Below are 17996 nucleotides of genomic sequence, written 5' to 3' on the forward strand. Positions count from 1 at the left end.
AAGCCGACCCGAAGGTCGGCTTGTCAGGGTTTGTCAGAACTTATTCCGCTGACTGAGGGCGGGTTGCTGGCGCAGTGGCCGTATGTGTAGCGCTATGGCCACCGGCAGACCCTTTACCTTCAAAGTCGAACTGAGGACGTACCCAGTCGCTGTGACGAGGCGCTTCCGGAACGTAGTCCGGGGCCGGGGCTTTGGTCATCGGCGCGGTAGCATGACTGACTACTGCATGGGTTTCGTGCGAAGCTGCAACCGGAGTGCGTTCTGCCACTGCCGTGACTTTCGCATCAGCGGCGTGGGCGACAGGCGCGGCAGGTTCCTGCTCATCGCTCGCGCGCTCAGCGACAACCGGCGTCACTTCCACCGGCGTTGCAATGGCTGCTTCGCGGTTATTCACCTCTGGCTCGGCGGCGCTAACCACCTCGTCAACCACGGTGTCAGCTACCGCCTTGTCAGCGTCAGAGATGAGCTGCGGCTGTGCCTCAACCGGTGTGTTGATCACTTCCGGGTGCGACGTTTCCACGTCCACCTGTTGTGGCTGGTCAACAGGGGTGACTGGTTCAACGACCACCGCGGCTGGCGCTTCAACCACCTCGACAGGCTGCTGTTCGGCTTCTGCGGTGACCAGCTGAACTTCAGCGACCAATGGAGATGCCTCCTGCGCAGTCTGCTCGTCTTGCACGGAAGGTTGCTCAGTAACCTGGGTTTCCTGCACTTCATCCTGAGGACGAACCACCGGATAGGTGATCCACACTTTGCCAGAGGCCATTTCAGGGGACGCACAGGCTACAGCCAACGGCATCGCAGAGTGCGTCGGATAACGCTCATCACGATAGCGACGACGGCGCTGACCGCTCACACGCAGATGGCGCGGCGAACGACGTGAACGGCGCGGCATACCCGCATTATCACGCGCTTCTGTAGACTCTTCCTGCTCAGCGACAGCATCGACAACGGCAGGCAGGTCACGTTTAGCAAGCTCAGTACGCTCTGCGGGAGCATCTTTTGCGATGGCGTCCGGCTCAACACTCTGCACATCACTCTGCACTTCGCCGGAACGAACTTTTTGTGTCAGCTGGCGCTGCTTACGGCGCGGCATAACCTGAACCCGCTCTTCCTGGGCTGTTTCCTGCTCAGGCTGCTCTTCGCGCTCCTGCGCTTTGACATCCGGCTGGGGCTGACGCTTGTCATCGTTATTCCGACGACGGTTGCGCTCACGGCGTGGCTGATGCTCAGATTTGGTTTTTTCACCCTCATCGGCCACGACGGTCTGGCGAAGCTCGCGATCCTCGTTACTCTGCTGAGGTTTCTCGCGGCGGTTACGGCGATTGTCCTCACGGCCTTCGCGTGCTTCATTACCTTCTGCACGGTTGTCACGACGCTCGTTGCGCTCGCCACGTTCCCCGCGATCGTTGCGGTCACGGCGATTGTTCTGACGCGGCTTGCGACGCTCCTGGGTGCGCTCCGGCTTCTCTTCTTTCTTCTCTTGTATCTCCTCAGCAGGGGCTACGGGCTCGTTGCCTGCAAAGAGATTTTTCAGGGCTGTGAAGAGACGACTCAGGAAGCCAGGCGCTGCAGGTGTTGCAGCCTTAGGTGCTGGCGACGCAGGTTGAGGTTGTGTAACCGGCGTTGCAGGGGCCTGAGGAACCGGCGGGATGTCAGGCATGACAAAGGCAGCCAGTGCCGGCTGCTCAGGGCGTTTTCGCTCAGCAGCTTCTTCTTCGGACGGGAGTGCCATCTCTTCTTCATGCAGCTTAGGCAGCATGTAGCTAAGGGTGGCTGTCTCTTCGCCTTTACGCACGCGCAGCACGGAATAGTGCGGCGTTTCCATCTGATCGTTCGGCACAATCACACAACGAACACCGTTCTGGCGGGTTTCAATCGCGTTAACGGCCGTACGCTTCTCGTTCAGCAGGTAAGAGGCAATAGGCACCGGTACGATGGCATGCACTTCCTGCGTATTTTCTTTCAGCGCCTCTTCTTCGATAAGACGCAGAATCGACAGAGAGAGGGATTCATTGTCACGAATCGTACCCGTACCCGTACAACGCGGGCAGACGTGGTGGCTCGATTCGCCCAGAGAAGGACTCAGGCGCTGACGGGACATCTCCAGCAGACCAAAGCGGGAGATGTGACTAATCTGAATACGTGCACGATCCTGGCGAACGGCTTCGCGCAGGCGGTTTTCGACCGCGCGCTGGTGACGCACTGGTGTCATATCGATAAAGTCGATAACAATCAGGCCGCCGAGGTCGCGTAAACGAAGCTGACGCGCGATTTCATCGGCGGCTTCAAGGTTGGTATTAAACGCGGTTTCTTCGATATCACCACCACGGGTTGCGCGGGCGGAGTTGATATCGATAGCGGTCAGTGCTTCGGTGGAGTCAATAACGATGGAGCCACCGGACGGCAGGCGGACTTCACGCTGGAAAGCGGATTCTATCTGGGATTCAATCTGATAGTGGCTGAACAGCGGAATCTCACCGGTGTAGAGTTTGATTTTACTGCTGAAATCCGGACGACCCAGAGCAGCAATGTGCTGGCGTGCCAGCTCAAGCACTTTCGGGTTATCAATCAGGATTTCACCAATGTCCTGACGCAGATAATCACGGAAAGCGCGAACGATGACGTTGCTTTCCTGATGGATCAGGAACGGGGCGGGGCGGCTCTCAGCGGCTTTCTGGATAGCTTCCCAGTGCTTAAGACGGAAACTTAAATCCCACTGTAACGCTTCGGCTGACTTGCCAACCCCTGCGGTACGAACGATAAGGCCCATGCCATCCGGAAGTTCCAGACTGGCGAGCGCTTCTTTTAACTCGGTGCGATCGTCGCCTTCAATACGGCGGGAGATACCACCCGCACGCGGGTTGTTTGGCATCAGCACCAGGTAACTGCCGGCAAGGCTGATAAAGGTAGTCAGCGCAGCGCCTTTATTGCCGCGTTCTTCTTTATCAATCTGAACAATGACTTCCTGGCCTTCGCGCAGCACATCTTTGATGTTCGGACGACCATGAGAATTGTAACTGGCAGGGAAGTATTCGCGGGCAATCTCTTTGAGAGGCAGGAAACCGTGTCGTTCAGCACCGTAATCCACAAATGCGGCTTCAAGACTTGGCTCAATGCGCGTGATTTTACCTTTGTAGATGTTCGCTTTTTTCTGCTCGTGTCCTGGGCTTTCGATATCCAGATCGTACAGACGCTGCCCATCCACAAGGGCAACACGCAACTCTTCTTGCTGAGTTGCGTTGATTAACATTCTTTTCATCGTAACTTACTCATTATTCTTACATTGACGACTAAGCTGCGGGCATAATAACGCCTTTCCGGGGGAGAACCGATGGCCTCGTGTCTGTTCACGTCGCCAACCTCACGGTTGTCGCTCGCTTAAGAGGCGCAGTGTGTCGGTTGCCTGTATTTCCTGTGGAAAACACAGCGCAATTATCAGGGGAACAGCCTGGGAAAAACTCTCCAGAGAAGATTCCATCTACCGGTAAGGACTGCAACCCGCAGCCCGCTAAGTGCCTGAAAGTCCAATACGTCTTACGCCATTGCTGCGTGTATGGTCGGACAGGCAAAACTGGTCATTCCGCATAATTGCTTGTATTAACAAGAGTCAACGCGGAAAACTGCAACATTATTCCTTGCGAACCCTGTTATAGCAAGCTGACTTTTACCTTTTATCACCCGGTTACTCACAGTTTTTTCACTTTTGACTGGCGATTGACTTAATAACCGCCAAATCATCTGTGGAGAACAACGTTATCCGGGATCACGTCTAAATATAAGCATAGAAAAATGAGTGGCGCTAATCATCCGCGATAATTAGAATCGCCACCCATGAAAACTGAGAACCCATCCGTAAAATTTGTTGTTATCGCTGATGACGAAGCGGGGCAACGTATCGATAATTTTTTGCGCACCCAGCTCAAAGGTGTGCCAAAAAGCATGATTTACCGCATCATTCGTAAGGGTGAAGTCCGTGTCAATAAAGGCCGTACTAAACCTGAATATAAGCTGGAAGCCGGGGACGAAATACGTATCCCGCCGGTACGCGTTTCCGAAAAAGAAGAGGAAGCCGTTTCACCGCATTTGCAAAAAGTTGCCGCACTGAACAATGTCATCCTGTATGAGGATGACCATATCCTGGTGTTGAATAAACCTTCAGGCACGGCCGTGCACGGGGGAAGCGGTCTGAGCTTTGGTGTTATCGAAGGTTTGCGTGCGTTACGCCCGGAGGCCCGCTTCCTTGAACTGGTCCACCGTCTTGATCGTGATACTTCCGGTGTGCTGCTGGTGGCGAAGAAGCGTTCTGCCTTGCGTTCGCTCCATGAGCAATTACGCGACAAGGGAATGCAGAAGGACTATCTCGCGCTGGTGCGCGGACAGTGGCAATCCCACGTGAAAGTCGTCCAGGCACCCTTACTGAAGAATATTCTGCAAAGTGGTGAACGTATCGTGCGGGTAAACCAGGAAGGAAAACCTTCCGAAACCCGCTTTAAGGTGGAAGAGCGTTATGAAGTGGCGACGCTTGTGCGTTGCAGCCCGGTAACGGGACGCACCCATCAGATTCGCGTTCACACACAGCATGCCGGTCATCCTATTGCGTTTGACGACCGATACGGGGACCGTGAGTTTGATAAGGAACTGGCAGGAACGGGATTATCACGCCTTTTTCTGCACGCCGCCGCGCTGAAATTCACTCACCCGAACAGCGGCGAAACCATCCGTATTGAAGCGCCGCTCGACGATGAGCTTAAGCGTTGCCTTCAGACGCTGCGCCAGCAGAAGTAAGCAGAGGGTAGCCAGCGGCTACCCTTTTTTACAGACTTACAGACAACCATCACTCAACTCAACAGCGGATTACGATCTTCACGACGTAGCATCTGGCAAAGCGCAATAAGCGGTAAACCTACAAGGGTGTTGGGGTCACGACCTTCAAGCCTATCGAAAAGGGTAATCCCCAGCCCTTCGCTTTTGAAGCTGCCTGCACACTGTAGCGGGCGCTCTTTACGAATGTAATCGTCAATTTCCTTATCACTTAAATGGCGAAAATGAACATCGAAAGGCTCACATTCGGTCTGTAAGTGACCCGTTGCTGAATTAAACAACGCCAGTCCGGTATAGAAGGTGACAATATTTCCGCTGGCTTTACGCAGCTGCGCGCGCGCATTTTCCTCAGTATGTGGTTTGCCGGTTATTTCGCCCTCCAGCACGCACACCTGATCGGAGCCAATAATAAGATGATGCGGGTAAAAGTGAGTGAGGGACTGGGCTTTATTTTGGGCAAGACGCAGTACCAGATGGCGAGGGGATTCCCCAGGCAGCGGCGTTTCATCGGTATCGGGTGCCGCGCATTCAAAGGGCATACCCAGCTTTTCAAGCAGCGCACGTCGCCAGGGTGAAGTGGAAGCAAGAATAATATCTGACATATTTTTTTCACCAAATATGGCTTAACCATGACAGGCATTTTAAACTGTAGGCCGCAATGTGTGCGAATTATTGGCAAAAGGCAACCTGAGGCTGCCTTTTTCTTTGACTCTATGACATTACAAAGTTAATATGCGCGCCCTATGCAAAAGGTAAAATTACCCCTGACTCTCGACCCGGTTCGCACGGCTCAAAAGCGCCTTGATTATGAGGGTGTCTATCTGCCCGATCAGGTCAGCCGTGTTGTCGAGTCTGTAGTCAGTGTGGACAGTGATGTGGAATGCTCCATCTCCTTTGCCATTGATAATCAACGCCTCGCGGTTATTACCGGCGATGCGAAGGTCACGGTGTCTCTGGAATGTCAGCGTTGCGGTAAGCCGTTTACGCATCAGGTTCACACAACATATTGTTTCAGCCCTGTCCGTTCAGACGAGCAGGCCGAAGCACTGCCGGAAGCGTATGAACCGATTGAGGTTGACGAATTCGGTGAAATCGATCTGCGGGCTTTAGTTGAGGACGAAATAATCCTCTCTTTGCCTGTAGTTCCGGTGCATGATTCTGAACACTGTGAAGTGTCCGAGGCGGACATGGTCTTTGGGGAACTGCCTGATGAAGCGCAAAAACCAAACCCATTTGCCGTATTAGCCAGCTTAAAGCGTAAGTAATAGGTTTTCCCCGCAAACACGGGGTTAATCGTAATTGAGGAGTAAGGTCCATGGCCGTACAACAGAATAAACCAACCCGTTCCAAACGTGGCATGCGTCGTTCTCATGACGCGCTGACCGCAGTCACCAGCCTGTCTGTAGACAAAACTTCTGGTGAAAAACACCTGCGTCACCACATCACTGCCGACGGTTTCTACCGTGGCCGCAAGGTAATCACTAAGTAATCACGCGCAAGCGTGATCCATCTTAGTGAGGATTTCCCCGTGAAAACGGGGATTTACCGATACCTTGACACGTCTAACCCTGGCGTTAGATGTCATGGGGGGCGACTTCGGTCCCTCCGTGACAGTGCCTGCAGCTTTGCAGGCACTGGATTCTAATTCGCACCTCAATCTTCTTTTAGTCGGCGATCCCGATACAATCACACCATTGCTCGCAAAAGCTGATTTTGAGCAACGCTCACGCCTGCTTGTCGTACCGGCGCAATCAGTTATTGCCAGCGATGCCCGACCGTCACACGCTATCCGCAACAGTCGGGGTAGTTCAATGCGTGTGGCGCTGGAGCTGGTAAAAGAGGGTCGTGCCGAGGCCTGTATCAGCGCCGGGAATACCGGCGCGCTGATGGGCCTGGCAAAAATGTTACTTAAGCCAATTGAAGGTATTGAACGACCTGCTCTGGTGACCGTATTGCCGCATCAGCAAAAAGGGAAAACGGTGGTGCTGGATTTGGGCGCCAACGTCGATTGCGATGGCAAAATGCTCGCACAATTTGCAGTGATGGGTGCCGTGATGGCTGAAGAGGTCGTCGGGATAGAAAATCCCCGCGTGGCGCTGCTGAATATTGGTGAAGAAGAGAACAAAGGTCATGAAAGCATTCATGACGCTGCAGCCATCTTAAAAGCGGTTCCTACCATTAACTATATTGGTTATCTGGAAGCGAACGAATTACTCACTGGTAAAACGGATGTGCTGGTATGTGACGGTTTTACAGGAAACGTTACATTAAAAACCATGGAAGGTGTTGTCAGAATGTTCCTTTCACTGCTGAAATCTCAGGGTGAAGGCAAAAAACGGTCGTGGTGGCTGATTTTATTAAAGCGTTGGTTACAAAAAAGCCTGACCAGGCGATTCAGTCACCTCAACCCCGACCAGTATAATGGCGCCTGTCTGTTAGGATTGCGCGGCACGGTGATTAAGAGTCATGGTGCGGCCAATCAGCGAGCATTTAGCGTCGCGATTGAGCAGGCAGTGCAGGCGGTGCAGCGGCAAGTTCCCGGGAGAATTGCCGCTCGCCTGGAATCTGTGTTACCGGAAAAAAACTGAGCGTACATGTATACGAAGATTATGGGTACCGGCAGCTATCTGCCTGAACAAGTTCGAACTAACGCCGATCTGGAAAAAATGGTGGATACCTCTGACGAGTGGATTGTCACCCGTACAGGTATTCGTGAACGCCGTATCGCCGCGCCGGACGAAACCGTCTCTACGATGGGTTTCGAAGCGGCTAAGCGGGCGATGGAAATGGCGGGCGTGACGGCTGAGGAGATTGGCCTGATTATTGTTGCGACAACGTCTGCAACACACGCATTCCCGAGCGCAGCATGCCAGGTACAGAGTATGCTCGGCGTCAAAGGGTGCCCGGCATTTGATGTGGCGGCGGCATGTGCAGGTTTCACCTATGCATTAAGCATTGCCGATCAGTACGTTAAATCCGGAGCGGTCAAACATGCCCTGGTTATCGGTTCTGATGTACTTGCCCGCACCTGTGATCCAGACGATCGTGGCACTATCATCATCTTCGGTGACGGCGCCGGGGCCGTGGTTTTAGGCGCATCGGAAGAGGCAGGCATTATTTCAACCCACCTGCATGCGGATGGCAGCTATGGTGAGCTACTGACGCTGCCTAATGCAGACCGTGTGAATGCCGATAGCCCGATTTTCCTGACGATGGCCGGGAATGAAGTCTTCAAAGTCGCTGTGACTGAACTTTCTCGCATTGTCGATGAAACCCTGGATGCCAATAATCTGCAGCGTAGTGAACTGGACTGGCTGGTGCCGCACCAGGCTAACCTGCGGATTATCAGTGCGACCGCCAAAAAGCTGGGGATGTCGATGGACAATGTCGTGGTGACGCTTGATCGTCACGGCAACACGTCTGCGGCCTCTGTCCCTTGCGCCCTGGATGAAGCCGTCCGCGACGGGCGTATTCAACGAGGACAGTTGATCCTTCTTGAAGCATTTGGTGGTGGCTTTACCTGGGGTTCGGCGCTGGTCCGTTTCTAGTATTAAGGATATCAACATGACGCAATTTGCTTTTGTGTTTCCGGGACAAGGTTCCCAGGCAGTGGGGATGCTTGCTGAGATGGCAGCCAGCCATCCGGTTGTGGAAGAGACTTTTCGCGAAGCGTCTGCCGCGCTGGGCTATGACCTGTGGGCGTTGGTTCAGCAAGGTCCGGCAGAAGAATTAAACAAAACCTGGCAGACTCAGCCGGCGCTGTTGACCGCTTCGGTAGCGCTCTGGCGCGTCTGGCAGCAACAGGGTGGCAAAAACCCGGTGCTGATGGCGGGCCATAGCTTAGGTGAATATTCTGCATTAGTGTGTGCAGGCGTCATTCCATTTGAAGATGCCGTACGACTGGTGGAGTTGCGTGGTAAATTCATGCAAGAGGCGGTTCCGGAAGGAACCGGCGCGATGTCTGCCATCATTGGTCTGGATGATGCTGCTATTGCCAAAGCATGTGAAGAAGCCGCAGAAGGGCAGGTTGTGTCGCCGGTGAACTACAACTCACCAGGCCAGGTTGTGATCGCCGGGCACAAAGACGCTGTTGAGCGTGCTGGTGCCGCTTGTAAAGCTGCGGGGGCAAAACGTGCGCTGCCTCTGCCGGTAAGCGTTCCATCGCACTGTGCGCTGATGAAACCTGCTGCTGAGAAACTGGCTGTTGAACTCGAAAAAATCGTCTTCAGCGCGCCTCTGATTCCGGTTGTGAATAACGTCGATGTACAGTGTGAAACCTCTCCGGAGGCTATCCGTGACGCGCTTGTTCGCCAGCTTTTCAGCCCGGTGCAGTGGACCAAAATCGTTGAATTTATCGCTTCGCAGGGCGTTGAACACTTGTATGAAGTGGGGCCGGGTAAGGTACTCACCGGACTGACTAAACGTATTGTTGATACCCTGACGGCGTCAGCGCTCAATGAGCCTGCTGCGATGTCAGAGGCAGTGGCGCAATAAAAGAGGAAAACCATGAGTTTTGAAGGAAAAATCGCCCTGGTAACAGGTGCGAGTCGTGGCATCGGCCGCGCAATCGCGGAAACGCTTGTCGCTCGTGGCGCAAAAGTTATTGGTACAGCGACCAGCGAAAGCGGTGCGCAGGCCATTAGCGATTATTTGGGTGCAAATGGTAAAGGTCTGATGTTGAATGTGACCGATCCTGCATCCATCGATTCTGTTCTGGAAAACATTCGTGCCGAGTTTGGCGAAGTTGATATTCTGGTGAATAACGCCGGTATCACGCGCGACAACCTGCTGATGCGAATGAAAGATGATGAGTGGAACGATATTCTCGAAACCAACTTATCCTCTGTTTTCCGTCTGTCAAAAGCGGTGATGCGAGCTATGATGAAAAAGCGTCATGGGCGTATCATCACTATCGGTTCTGTGGTTGGTACCATGGGAAATGCTGGTCAGGCCAACTACGCTGCGGCGAAAGCAGGTCTGATTGGTTTCAGTAAATCACTGGCACGAGAAATCGCATCACGTGGTATTACTGTAAACGTTGTTGCTCCGGGCTTTATTGAAACGGACATGACGCGTGCGCTGTCTGAAGATCAGCGTGCGGGTATTCTGGCGCAGGTTCCGGCGGGTCGACTTGGCGGTGCAGAAGAGATCGCCAGTGCGGTTGCATTTTTAGCCTCTGACGAGGCAGGTTACATCACTGGTGAGACCCTGCACGTCAATGGCGGAATGTACATGGTTTAATCACGATTAAAATTATTTGCGTTATTAGGGTGAAAGGCCTCAAAATAGCGTAAAATCGTGGTACGAACTGCCGGGATTTAGTTGCAAATTTTTCAACATTTTATACACTACGAAAACCATCGCGAAAGCGAGTTTTGATAGGAAATTTAAGAGTATGAGCACTATCGAAGAACGCGTTAAGAAAATTATCGGCGAACAGCTGGGCGTTAAGCAGGAAGAAGTTACCAACAATGCTTCCTTCGTTGAAGACCTGGGCGCTGATTCTCTTGACACCGTTGAGCTGGTAATGGCTCTGGAAGAAGAGTTTGATACTGAGATTCCGGACGAAGAAGCTGAGAAAATCACCACCGTTCAGGCTGCCATTGATTACATCAACGGTCACCAGGCGTAAGTGAACATCTCCAGGCGGTCATTCGACCGCCTGAGTTTTATCTTTTATCCCACGAATCCCAATTTTCCCTCCCTGGAGGACAAACGTGTCTAAGCGTCGTGTAGTTGTGACCGGACTGGGCATGTTGTCTCCTGTCGGCAATACCGTAGAGTCTACATGGACCTCTCTGCTTGCCGGTCAGAGTGGCATCAGCCTGATCGACCATTTCGATACTAGCGCCTACGCAACGAAATTTGCTGGCTTAGTAAAGGATTTTAACTGTGATGACATCATCTCGCGTAAAGAACAGCGCAAGATGGATGACTTCATTCAATATGGAATTGTCGCTGGCGCCCAGGCCATGATTGATTCTGGTCTGGAAGTGACGGAAGAAAACGCAACCCGCATCGGCGCCGCTATTGGTTCCGGTATTGGCGGTTTGGGTTTAATCGAAGAAAACCACACCTCCCTGGTGAACGGTGGTCCGCGCAAAATTAGCCCGTTCTTCGTACCGTCGACAATTGTTAATATGGTGGCCGGTCACCTGACCATCATGTTTGGCCTGCAGGGGCCGAGTATTTCAATCGCAACGGCGTGCACCTCTGGTGTGCACAACATTGGCCATGCTGCGCGTATTATCGCGTATGGCGATGCAGATGCGATGCTTGCCGGTGGTGCAGAAAAAGCCAGTACACCTCTTGGTGTGGGTGGTTTTGGTGCCGCGCGTGCGCTCTCTACCCGCAATGATAACCCGCAGGCTGCAAGCCGCCCCTGGGACAAAGACCGTGATGGCTTCGTTCTCGGCGATGGCGCGGGCATCATCATGCTGGAAGAGTATGAGCATGCGAAAAAACGTGGTGCCAAAATTTATGCTGAAATTATCGGCTTTGGCATGAGCAGCGATGCTTACCACATGACCTCTCCGCCAGAAAATGGTGCGGGTGCCGCGGCTGCAATGGCGAATGCACTGCGCGATGCGGGTCTTGAGGCGAGCCAGATTGGCTACATTAACGCCCACGGCACCTCTACGCCAGCTGGCGATAAGGCTGAAACGCAGGCCGTTAAGTCAATCTTTGGTGACGCTGCAAGCCGTGTGCTGGTGAGCTCTACCAAATCCATGACCGGTCACCTTCTGGGTGCGGCAGGTGCAGTAGAGTCTATTTTCTCTATCCTGGCACTGCGCGATCAGGCTGTTCCACCTACCATCAACCTGGATAACCCGGATGAAGGTTGTGATCTGGACTTCGTACCACACGAAGCCCGTCAGGTCAGTGGTCTGGAGTACACGCTGTGTAACTCCTTCGGCTTCGGTGGCACTAACGGCTCTCTGATCTTTAAAAAGGTCTGAGTAACGCTTTACCCGGTTAAGCACTAAAGGCCCGCATGTCGGGCCTTTTTTATTCGGTTTACTCCGCTTGTCCTCAGTATGCTCTCCTGCGAAACTACCCGACCGTCCATAAGGAGCCACTATGTTTTTAATTAATGGCCTGGAACAAGATGTTCTCTCTGCCCGGGACAGGGCTGTCCAGTTTGGTGATGGCTGTTTTACCACCGCGCGCGTTGAAAAAGGATGTATTCATTTACTGAATGAACATCTGGCGCGGTTGCAGCAAGCCTGTGATGCATTATTCATCACATTTACGGACTGGGACGTGCTCGAACAGGAGATGCGGCATCTTGCCACGCGGCAAGGCGTCGGTGTCTTGAAGGTCATTCTCAGCCGGGGAAGCGGCGGACGTGGTTACTCGGCCAGAACATGCCTTTCGCCATCACGCATACTCAGTGTTTCACCCGCGCCAGCGCAGTACGCGCGCTGGCGCGAAGAGGGCATTACGCTGTCATTAAGCCCGGTACGGCTGGGGCGAAACCCTCTGCTGGCAGGAGTCAAGCATCTGAACCGGCTCGAACAGGTGTTGATTCGTCGCTATCTTGAGCAAACTGACCGTGACGAGGCGCTGGTTCTTGACAGTGACGGGTGGGTTACGGAATGCTGTGCCGCTAATATTTTTTGGCGCAAAGGCTGCGAGATTTTTACGCCCCGCGTTGACCAGGCCGGTGTGAATGGCATTATGCGCCAGCATTGTTTACAACAACTTGCCTCTTCCGGTTATGGCGTTAATGAAGTGAATATGCGAGCCGATGCGCTTAAATCCGCTGATGAAGTAATGGTGTGTAACGCCTTAATGCCGATCGTCCCGGTTCGCCAGTGGGATGAAAAGGTCTGGACCTCCCGCGAGATGTACAATTTTTTAGCCCCTCTTTGTGAGCATCCGATATCGTCATGAAAAAAATGCTGCGTTTTGTATTACTCCTGCTGGTGGTGATGGGCATTGCCGCTGGTGCTGGATTGTGGAAAGTTCGCCAGCTGGCGGACAGCCGCTTATTAATCAAAGAAGAGACCATTTTTGCTCTGGAAGCAGGCACGGGACGTACGGCTTTAGGCACTCAGCTCTACAACGATAAAATCATCAACCGACCGCGCGTCTTTCAGTGGTTACTCCGGGTCGAGCCCGATCTTTCTCATTTCAAGGCCGGGACCTATCGGCTTACGCCGGATATGACGGTCCGCCAGATGCTTCAGTTACTGGAGAGTGGCAAAGAGGCGCAATTCCCGCTGCGGTTCGTTGAAGGCATGCGCGTCAGCGATTATCTGCAACAGCTGCGCACCGCGCCCTGGATCAAACATACGCTTAAAAATGATGACTATGCGACCGTCGCAGCCACGCTTGATTTTGAACGCGCCGACTGGGTTGAAGGATGGTTCTGGCCCGATACCTGGATGTACACCGCGAATACTACCGACGTGGCGCTGCTGAAGCGTGCTCATCAGAAAATGGTCAGTGCCGTCGACCAGGCCTGGGAGGGGCGTATCGACGGATTGCCTTATAAAGACAAGAACGAAATGGTCACGATGGCCTCCATTATCGAAAAAGAGACTGCTGTCGCCAGCGAGCGCGATCAGGTTGCCTCCGTATTTATCAATCGTCTGCGAATCGGGATGCGCCTGCAAACCGATCCTACCGTGATTTACGGTATGGGTGCGCGTTATAATGGGAAGTTAACACGCGCGGATCTCGAAACCCCGACGGCTTACAACACTTACGTGATTAACGGGTTACCGCCAGGACCCATTGCCACTCCCGGCGAAGCCTCGCTCCGAGCCGCAGCGCATCCTGCGAAAACCCCTTATCTCTACTTTGTGGCGGATGGTAAAGGAGGGCACACCTTTAATACCAATCTCAACAGCCATAACAAATCAGTGCAGGAGTACCTGAAAGTACTTAAGGAAAAAAATGGACAGTAAATATATTGTCATTGAGGGTCTGGAAGGTGCAGGTAAAACCACCGCACGCGATGTGATTGTTGAAACGCTGCGTGAACTTGGTGTCCAGGATATCGTTTTTACCCGTGAGCCGGGGGGAACGACGCTTGCCGAAAAACTTCGCAGCCTGGTACTGGATATCCGTTCCGTAGGAGATGAAATCATCATCGATAAAGCGGAAGTGCTGATGTTCTATGCGGCCCGCGTACAGCTGGTGGAGACGGTCATTAAGCCTGCGCTCGCCCGTGGCTGCTGGGTCATTGGCGATCGTCACGATCTCTCAACCCAGGCCTATCAGGGAGGAGGCCGGGGCATCGATCAGACCCTGCTTACTACGCTTCGCGATGCAGTACTCGGCGATTTCCGCCCGGACCTGACCCTCTATCTGGATGTTACACCGGAGGTGGGGCTTAAGCGCGCCCGGGCTCGGGGCGAGCTTGACCGTATTGAACAGGAATCCCTTGATTTCTTTAACCGTACCCGTACACGTTACCGTGAACTGGCTTCTCAGGATGGACGTATCCGTACTGTCGATGCCACCCGATCACTGGAAGAGGTTATTGCTTCACTTCGCCAGACGGTGACCCAATGGGTTCAGGAGCAGGGCGCATGAAGTGGTATCCGTGGTTGCGTCCGCACTATGACCAACTGGTCGCCAGTTATCAGGCTGGACGTGGGCACCATGCGCTACTGGTTTATGCGTTACCGGGGATGGGTGAGGATGCGCTTATCTATGCGCTTTGCCGCTTCCTGCTCTGCCAGCATCCTGAAAATCAAAAAAGTTGTGGCACGTGCAAAGGCTGTCAGCTAATGCAGGCGGGAACGCATCCCGATTATTACCTGCTGGCGCCTGAGAAGGGGAAAACGTCATTAGGGATTGATGCAGTTCGTGACGTCAGCGAAAAGCTGTATGAACATTCTCGGCTTGGTGGGGCAAAAGTTGTCTGGATCCCGGATGCGGCTTCATTGACGGACGCCGCAGCCAACGCGCTGCTCAAAACCCTGGAAGAGCCGCCCGCGGGCACCTGGTTTTTCCTTGCCTGTCGTGAGCCTGCCCGATTGATGGCCACACTGCGCAGTCGTTGTCGTTTACATCACCTTTCCCCACCTGCGGAACAGTATGCCAGCGCCTGGCTGGAGCGGGAAACGGCCGTTTCTCCAGAGCGTATTCTTACGGCACTCAGGCTTTCGGGAGGGGCGCCCGGCGCAGCAGCGGAGTTGCTACAATCTGACCTTCAGGCTTCCCGTCAGGCGCTTTGCAAGGCAGTAGAGCACTGTCTGAACAGCGGTGAATGGCTGTCGTTACTCAGCGTGTTACATCATGATCAGGTTAACGAGCGCCTACACTGGCTCGGTGCGTTACTGCTGGATGCGCTTAAGGTCCAGCAACAAGCGACGCTTCTGACCAATATGGATGCTGTCGGTCTGGTACAGCAGCTGGCGCAGCAGCTCACCTCCTCGCGTCTTCAGGCTTTCCTCACTGCGCTTGTCGCGTGCCGTGAACAGTTAGTCACGGTTGTGGGGGTTAATCGCGAATTGCTTTTAACCGATCTGCTATTACGCTTTGAACGTTATCTGCACGCGGGAGACCCGATCCCCACATCGCATTTTTAAGAAGAGAAATTATGTTTTTAGTTGATTCACACTGCCATCTTGACGGGCTGGACTATCAGACGCTTCACACTGACGTTACTGACGCCCTGAACAAAGCTGCGGCCCGGGATGTGAAATTTTTCCTTGCCGTTGCAACGACACTCCCTGGCTATCGGACTCTGCGTGAGTTAGTGGGCGAGCGTAACAACGTTGTTTTTTCCTGCGGTGTTCATCCGCTTAATCAGGATGAAACATATGACGTAGAAGATTTACGTAGTCTGGCCGCACAGGCGGGTGTAGTGGCGATGGGGGAGACCGGTCTGGATTACTTCTACACGCCAGAGACCAGGGTCCGTCAGCAGCAATCTTTCCGTGACCACATCCGGATTGGGCGCGAATTAAATAAACCCGTTATCGTGCATACGCGTGACGCACGGGCCGATACACTTGCCATATTGCGGGAAGAACAGGTCACGGAGTGCGGAGGCGTACTACACTGTTTTACTGAGGACAGAGAGACGGCGAAGGCGCTGCTGGATATGGGTTTTTACATCTCCTTTTCCGGTATTGTCACTTTTCGTAACGCAGAACAGCTTCGTGAAGCTGCGCGCTACGTGCCACTGGACCGTATGTTGGTAGAGACGGATTCGCCTTATCTGGCACCGGTTCCGCATCGCGGTAAAGAGAATCAACCAGCATACGTAAGGGATGTAGCTGATTATATGGCGGTTTTAAAAGGCGTTTCGGTAGAACAACTGGCGCAACAAACCACTGAAAACTTCGCTACGTTGTTCCACATTGACCCCCTCCGCCTGCAATCTGCCTGAATTCCCAGCTTATTTTAGTCCTCGTAATTAATAGACATTCGGAGTAAAGTTCACCGCCATTAAACGGGCGGTGACATCACCTTTTGACACATTCCGTCATAGGTTTTGTAAATCTTTGAAAGTTTTAAGATGGACGCTAACTGAAACGTGATAGCCGTCAAACAAACCGAAGCTTATTTATTTTACTCTGTGTAATAAATAAAGGGCACTTAGATGTCCTGTCCACAGCACGGTTCTCCCCCCGTGCCAATGCGCAAAAGCGTAAAAAAAAGCACTAATACTCAGGAGCACTCTCAATTATGTTTAAGAATGCATTTGCTAACCTGCAGAAGGTCGGTAAATCGCTGATGCTGCCAGTATCCGTACTCCCGATCGCAGGTATCCTGCTGGGCGTCGGTTCTGCAAACTTCAGCTGGCTGCCAGAAGTGGTTTCTCATGTGATGGCCGAAGCGGGCGGTTCCGTTTTTGCTAACATGCCACTGATTTTCGCTATCGGTGTTGCACTGGGCTTCACCAATAACGACGGCGTATCCGGTCTTGCTGCCGTTGTAGCCTACGGCATCATGGTGAAAACCATGGCTGTGGTTGCACCGCTGGTGCTGCATTTACCTGCTGAAGAAATCGCGGCGAAACACCTGGCAGATACCGGGGTTCTCGGCGGTATCATCGCGGGTGCGATTGCAGCTTACATGTTCAACCGTTTCTACCGAATTAAGCTGCCTGAGTATCTGGGCTTCTTCGCCGGTAAGCGCTTTGTACCGATTATTTCCGGTCTGACCGCTATCGTCTTCGGCGTTGTGCTGTCCTTTATCTGGCCTCCTATCGGCACTGCTATTCAGACCTTCTCTCAATGGGCTGCTTACCAGAACCCGGTGGTTGCATTCGGTATTTACGGCTTTATCGAGCGTTGCCTGGTACCCTTTGGTCTGCACCATATCTGGAACGTTCCTTTCCAGATGCAGATTGGTGAATTCACCAACGCGGCAGGCCAGGTCTTCCACGGCGATATCCCACGCTATATGGCGGGTGACCCGACTGCAGGTAAACTGTCTGGCGGCTTCCTGTTCAAAATGTACGGTCTGCCGGCTGCAGCGATTGCTATCTGGCACTCTGCTAAACCAGAGAACCGTGCGAAAGTGGGCGGTATCATGATCTCCGCAGCCTTGACCTCGTTCCTGACCGGTATTACCGAGCCGATCGAGTTCTCCTTCATGTTCGTTGCGCCGATTCTGTACGCAATCCATGCGGTGCTTGCAGGTCTTGCTTTCCCGATCTGTATCCTGCTGGGTATGCGTGACGGTACGTCCTTCTCTCATGGTCTCATCGACTTTATCGTACTGAGCGGTAACGGCAGCAAAATCTGGCTGTTCCCGATTGTTGGTCTGTGCTACGCAGCGGTTTACTACATTGTGTTCCGCGTGATGATTAAAGCACTGGATCTGAAAACACCGGGTCGTGAAGAGGCGTCAGAGGATGCCAAAACAGCTGCGACAAGCGAAATGGCACCGGCGCTGGTGGCTGCATTCGGTGGTAAAGAGAACATCACCAACCTTGATGCCTGTATCACTCGTCTGCGCGTAAGCGTTGCCGACGTGGCGAAAGTAGACCAGCCTGGCCTGAAGAAATTGGGTGCGGCAGGTGTGGTTGTTGCAGGCTCAGGTGTTCAGGCCATTTTCGGTACCAAATCCGATAACCTGAAAACCGAAATGGATGACTACATCCGTAGCCACTAATCCATAAAGTCTGGGGAGACTGAGGCAGCCGCAAGGCTGCCTTTTTTATTGCCCTCTTAATACACGCCGTCTCTCTGAGGAGAGGT

The 17996-nt window shown here is 53.2% G+C and carries 17 protein-coding genes; 15 read left to right on the forward strand and 2 right to left on the reverse strand.

From position 1 onward, the window contains the following. Positions 1 to 40: 40 nt before the first annotated feature. Positions 41 to 3262 (reverse strand): ribonuclease E, encoded by a 3222-nt coding sequence (gene rne / locus M1D91_RS09075; protein ID WP_437430281.1) that lies wholly within the window; start codon positions 3260 to 3262, stop codon positions 41 to 43. A gap of 572 nt (positions 3263 to 3834) precedes the next feature. Between rne and rluC the strand changes: the two genes are divergently transcribed. After that, on the forward strand, positions 3835 to 4788 hold the full coding sequence (gene rluC / locus M1D91_RS09080) for a 23S rRNA pseudouridine(955/2504/2580) synthase RluC (RefSeq protein ID WP_437430282.1): 954 nt from the start codon (positions 3835 to 3837) through the stop codon (positions 4786 to 4788). Positions 4789 to 4841: 53 nt separating this feature from the next. Here rluC and M1D91_RS09085 read toward each other — a convergent pair whose 3' ends face one another. Further along, positions 4842 to 5426 (reverse strand): Maf family protein, encoded by a 585-nt coding sequence (locus M1D91_RS09085; protein ID WP_437430283.1) that lies wholly within the window; start codon positions 5424 to 5426, stop codon positions 4842 to 4844. A gap of 141 nt (positions 5427 to 5567) precedes the next feature. Here M1D91_RS09085 and yceD point away from each other — a divergent pair, with 141 nt between their 5' ends. The 14 genes from yceD (at position 5568) to ptsG (ending at position 17910) form a co-directional block, all read left to right on the forward strand. Beyond that, positions 5568 to 6089, forward strand: a complete 522-nt coding sequence (yceD, locus tag M1D91_RS09090) for a 23S rRNA accumulation protein YceD (protein WP_437430284.1) — start codon at positions 5568 to 5570, stop codon at positions 6087 to 6089. A 50-nt stretch (positions 6090 to 6139) separates the two neighbouring features. Next, entirely contained in the window at positions 6140 to 6313 is a 174-nt protein-coding gene (gene rpmF, locus M1D91_RS09095) for a 50S ribosomal protein L32 (protein WP_003857964.1), read from the forward strand. 64 nt (positions 6314 to 6377) lie between these two features. After that, on the forward strand, positions 6378 to 7412 hold the full coding sequence (plsX, locus tag M1D91_RS09100) for a phosphate acyltransferase PlsX (RefSeq protein WP_437430285.1): 1035 nt from the start codon (positions 6378 to 6380) through the stop codon (positions 7410 to 7412). A 6-nt stretch (positions 7413 to 7418) separates the two neighbouring features. Next, positions 7419 to 8372 (forward strand): beta-ketoacyl-ACP synthase III, encoded by a 954-nt coding sequence (locus tag M1D91_RS09105; protein ID WP_437430286.1) that lies wholly within the window; start codon positions 7419 to 7421, stop codon positions 8370 to 8372. Between the two features lie 16 nt (positions 8373 to 8388). Further along, positions 8389 to 9318 carry an ACP S-malonyltransferase gene (fabD, locus tag M1D91_RS09110; RefSeq protein ID WP_437430287.1) on the forward strand — a complete coding sequence of 310 codons (930 nt, stop codon included), beginning with the start codon at positions 8389 to 8391 and terminating at the stop codon, positions 9316 to 9318. Between the two features lie 12 nt (positions 9319 to 9330). Then, on the forward strand, positions 9331 to 10065 hold the full coding sequence (gene fabG / locus M1D91_RS09115) for a 3-oxoacyl-ACP reductase FabG (RefSeq protein ID WP_437430288.1): 735 nt from the start codon (positions 9331 to 9333) through the stop codon (positions 10063 to 10065). Between the two features lie 154 nt (positions 10066 to 10219). Further along, the gene (gene acpP, locus M1D91_RS09120) at positions 10220 to 10456 is read left to right on the forward strand and encodes an acyl carrier protein (protein WP_000103754.1); all 237 of its coding nucleotides are present in this window, start codon (positions 10220 to 10222) and stop codon (positions 10454 to 10456) included. A gap of 85 nt (positions 10457 to 10541) precedes the next feature. Continuing rightward, the gene (fabF, locus tag M1D91_RS09125; RefSeq protein ID WP_437430289.1) at positions 10542 to 11783 is read left to right on the forward strand and encodes a beta-ketoacyl-ACP synthase II; all 1242 of its coding nucleotides are present in this window, start codon (positions 10542 to 10544) and stop codon (positions 11781 to 11783) included. Positions 11784 to 11904: 121 nt separating this feature from the next. Beyond that, positions 11905 to 12720: an aminodeoxychorismate lyase gene (pabC, locus tag M1D91_RS09130; RefSeq protein ID WP_437430290.1), complete on the forward strand. Its 816-nt coding sequence runs from the start codon at positions 11905 to 11907 to the stop codon at positions 12718 to 12720. After that, positions 12717 to 13739, forward strand: coding sequence for a cell division protein YceG (gene yceG, locus M1D91_RS09135; protein ID WP_437430291.1), 1023 nt, complete (start codon positions 12717 to 12719; stop codon positions 13737 to 13739). Before pabC ends, yceG begins: the two co-directional genes overlap by 4 nt. Continuing rightward, complete coding sequence (gene tmk, locus M1D91_RS09140; RefSeq protein WP_437430292.1) at positions 13729 to 14370, forward strand: dTMP kinase; 642 nt, start codon at positions 13729 to 13731, stop codon at positions 14368 to 14370. The genes yceG and tmk overlap by 11 nt, the downstream gene beginning before the upstream one ends. Beyond that, on the forward strand, positions 14367 to 15371 hold the full coding sequence (gene holB, locus M1D91_RS09145) for a DNA polymerase III subunit delta' (RefSeq protein ID WP_437430293.1): 1005 nt from the start codon (positions 14367 to 14369) through the stop codon (positions 15369 to 15371). Before tmk ends, holB begins: the two co-directional genes overlap by 4 nt. Before the next feature lie 11 nt (positions 15372 to 15382). Then, positions 15383 to 16177, forward strand: coding sequence for a metal-dependent hydrolase (locus M1D91_RS09150; protein ID WP_437430294.1), 795 nt, complete (start codon positions 15383 to 15385; stop codon positions 16175 to 16177). 299 nt (positions 16178 to 16476) lie between these two features. After that, a complete protein-coding gene (gene ptsG / locus M1D91_RS09155; RefSeq protein ID WP_437430295.1) occupies positions 16477 to 17910 on the forward strand; it encodes a PTS glucose transporter subunit IIBC in 1434 nt (477 codons plus the stop codon). The last annotated feature ends 86 nt before the right edge of the window (positions 17911 to 17996 follow it).

The sequence above is a fragment of the Enterobacter sp. SA197 genome, from assembly GCF_054131575.1.

Bases quoted from the DNA above. Each gene is read 5' to 3' on its own strand.
- rne (WP_437430281.1), bottom strand. From the start codon at position 3,262: ATGAAAAGAATGTTAATCAACGCAACTCAGCAAGAAGAGTTGCGTGTT.
- rluC (WP_437430282.1), top strand. From the start codon at position 3,835: ATGAAAACTGAGAACCCATCCGTAAAATTTGTTGTTATCGCTGATGAC.
- M1D91_RS09085 (WP_437430283.1), bottom strand. From the start codon at position 5,426: ATGTCAGATATTATTCTTGCTTCCACTTCACCCTGGCGACGTGCGCTG.
- yceD (WP_437430284.1), top strand. From the start codon at position 5,568: ATGCAAAAGGTAAAATTACCCCTGACTCTCGACCCGGTTCGCACGGCT.
- rpmF (WP_003857964.1), top strand. From the start codon at position 6,140: ATGGCCGTACAACAGAATAAACCAACCCGTTCCAAACGTGGCATGCGT.
- M1D91_RS09105 (WP_437430286.1), top strand. From the start codon at position 7,419: ATGTATACGAAGATTATGGGTACCGGCAGCTATCTGCCTGAACAAGTT.
- fabD (WP_437430287.1), top strand. From the start codon at position 8,389: ATGACGCAATTTGCTTTTGTGTTTCCGGGACAAGGTTCCCAGGCAGTG.
- fabG (WP_437430288.1), top strand. From the start codon at position 9,331: ATGAGTTTTGAAGGAAAAATCGCCCTGGTAACAGGTGCGAGTCGTGGC.
- acpP (WP_000103754.1), top strand. From the start codon at position 10,220: ATGAGCACTATCGAAGAACGCGTTAAGAAAATTATCGGCGAACAGCTG.
- pabC (WP_437430290.1), top strand. From the start codon at position 11,905: ATGTTTTTAATTAATGGCCTGGAACAAGATGTTCTCTCTGCCCGGGAC.
- yceG (WP_437430291.1), top strand. From the start codon at position 12,717: ATGAAAAAAATGCTGCGTTTTGTATTACTCCTGCTGGTGGTGATGGGC.
- tmk (WP_437430292.1), top strand. From the start codon at position 13,729: ATGGACAGTAAATATATTGTCATTGAGGGTCTGGAAGGTGCAGGTAAA.
- holB (WP_437430293.1), top strand. From the start codon at position 14,367: ATGAAGTGGTATCCGTGGTTGCGTCCGCACTATGACCAACTGGTCGCC.
- M1D91_RS09150 (WP_437430294.1), top strand. From the start codon at position 15,383: ATGTTTTTAGTTGATTCACACTGCCATCTTGACGGGCTGGACTATCAG.
- ptsG (WP_437430295.1), top strand. From the start codon at position 16,477: ATGTTTAAGAATGCATTTGCTAACCTGCAGAAGGTCGGTAAATCGCTG.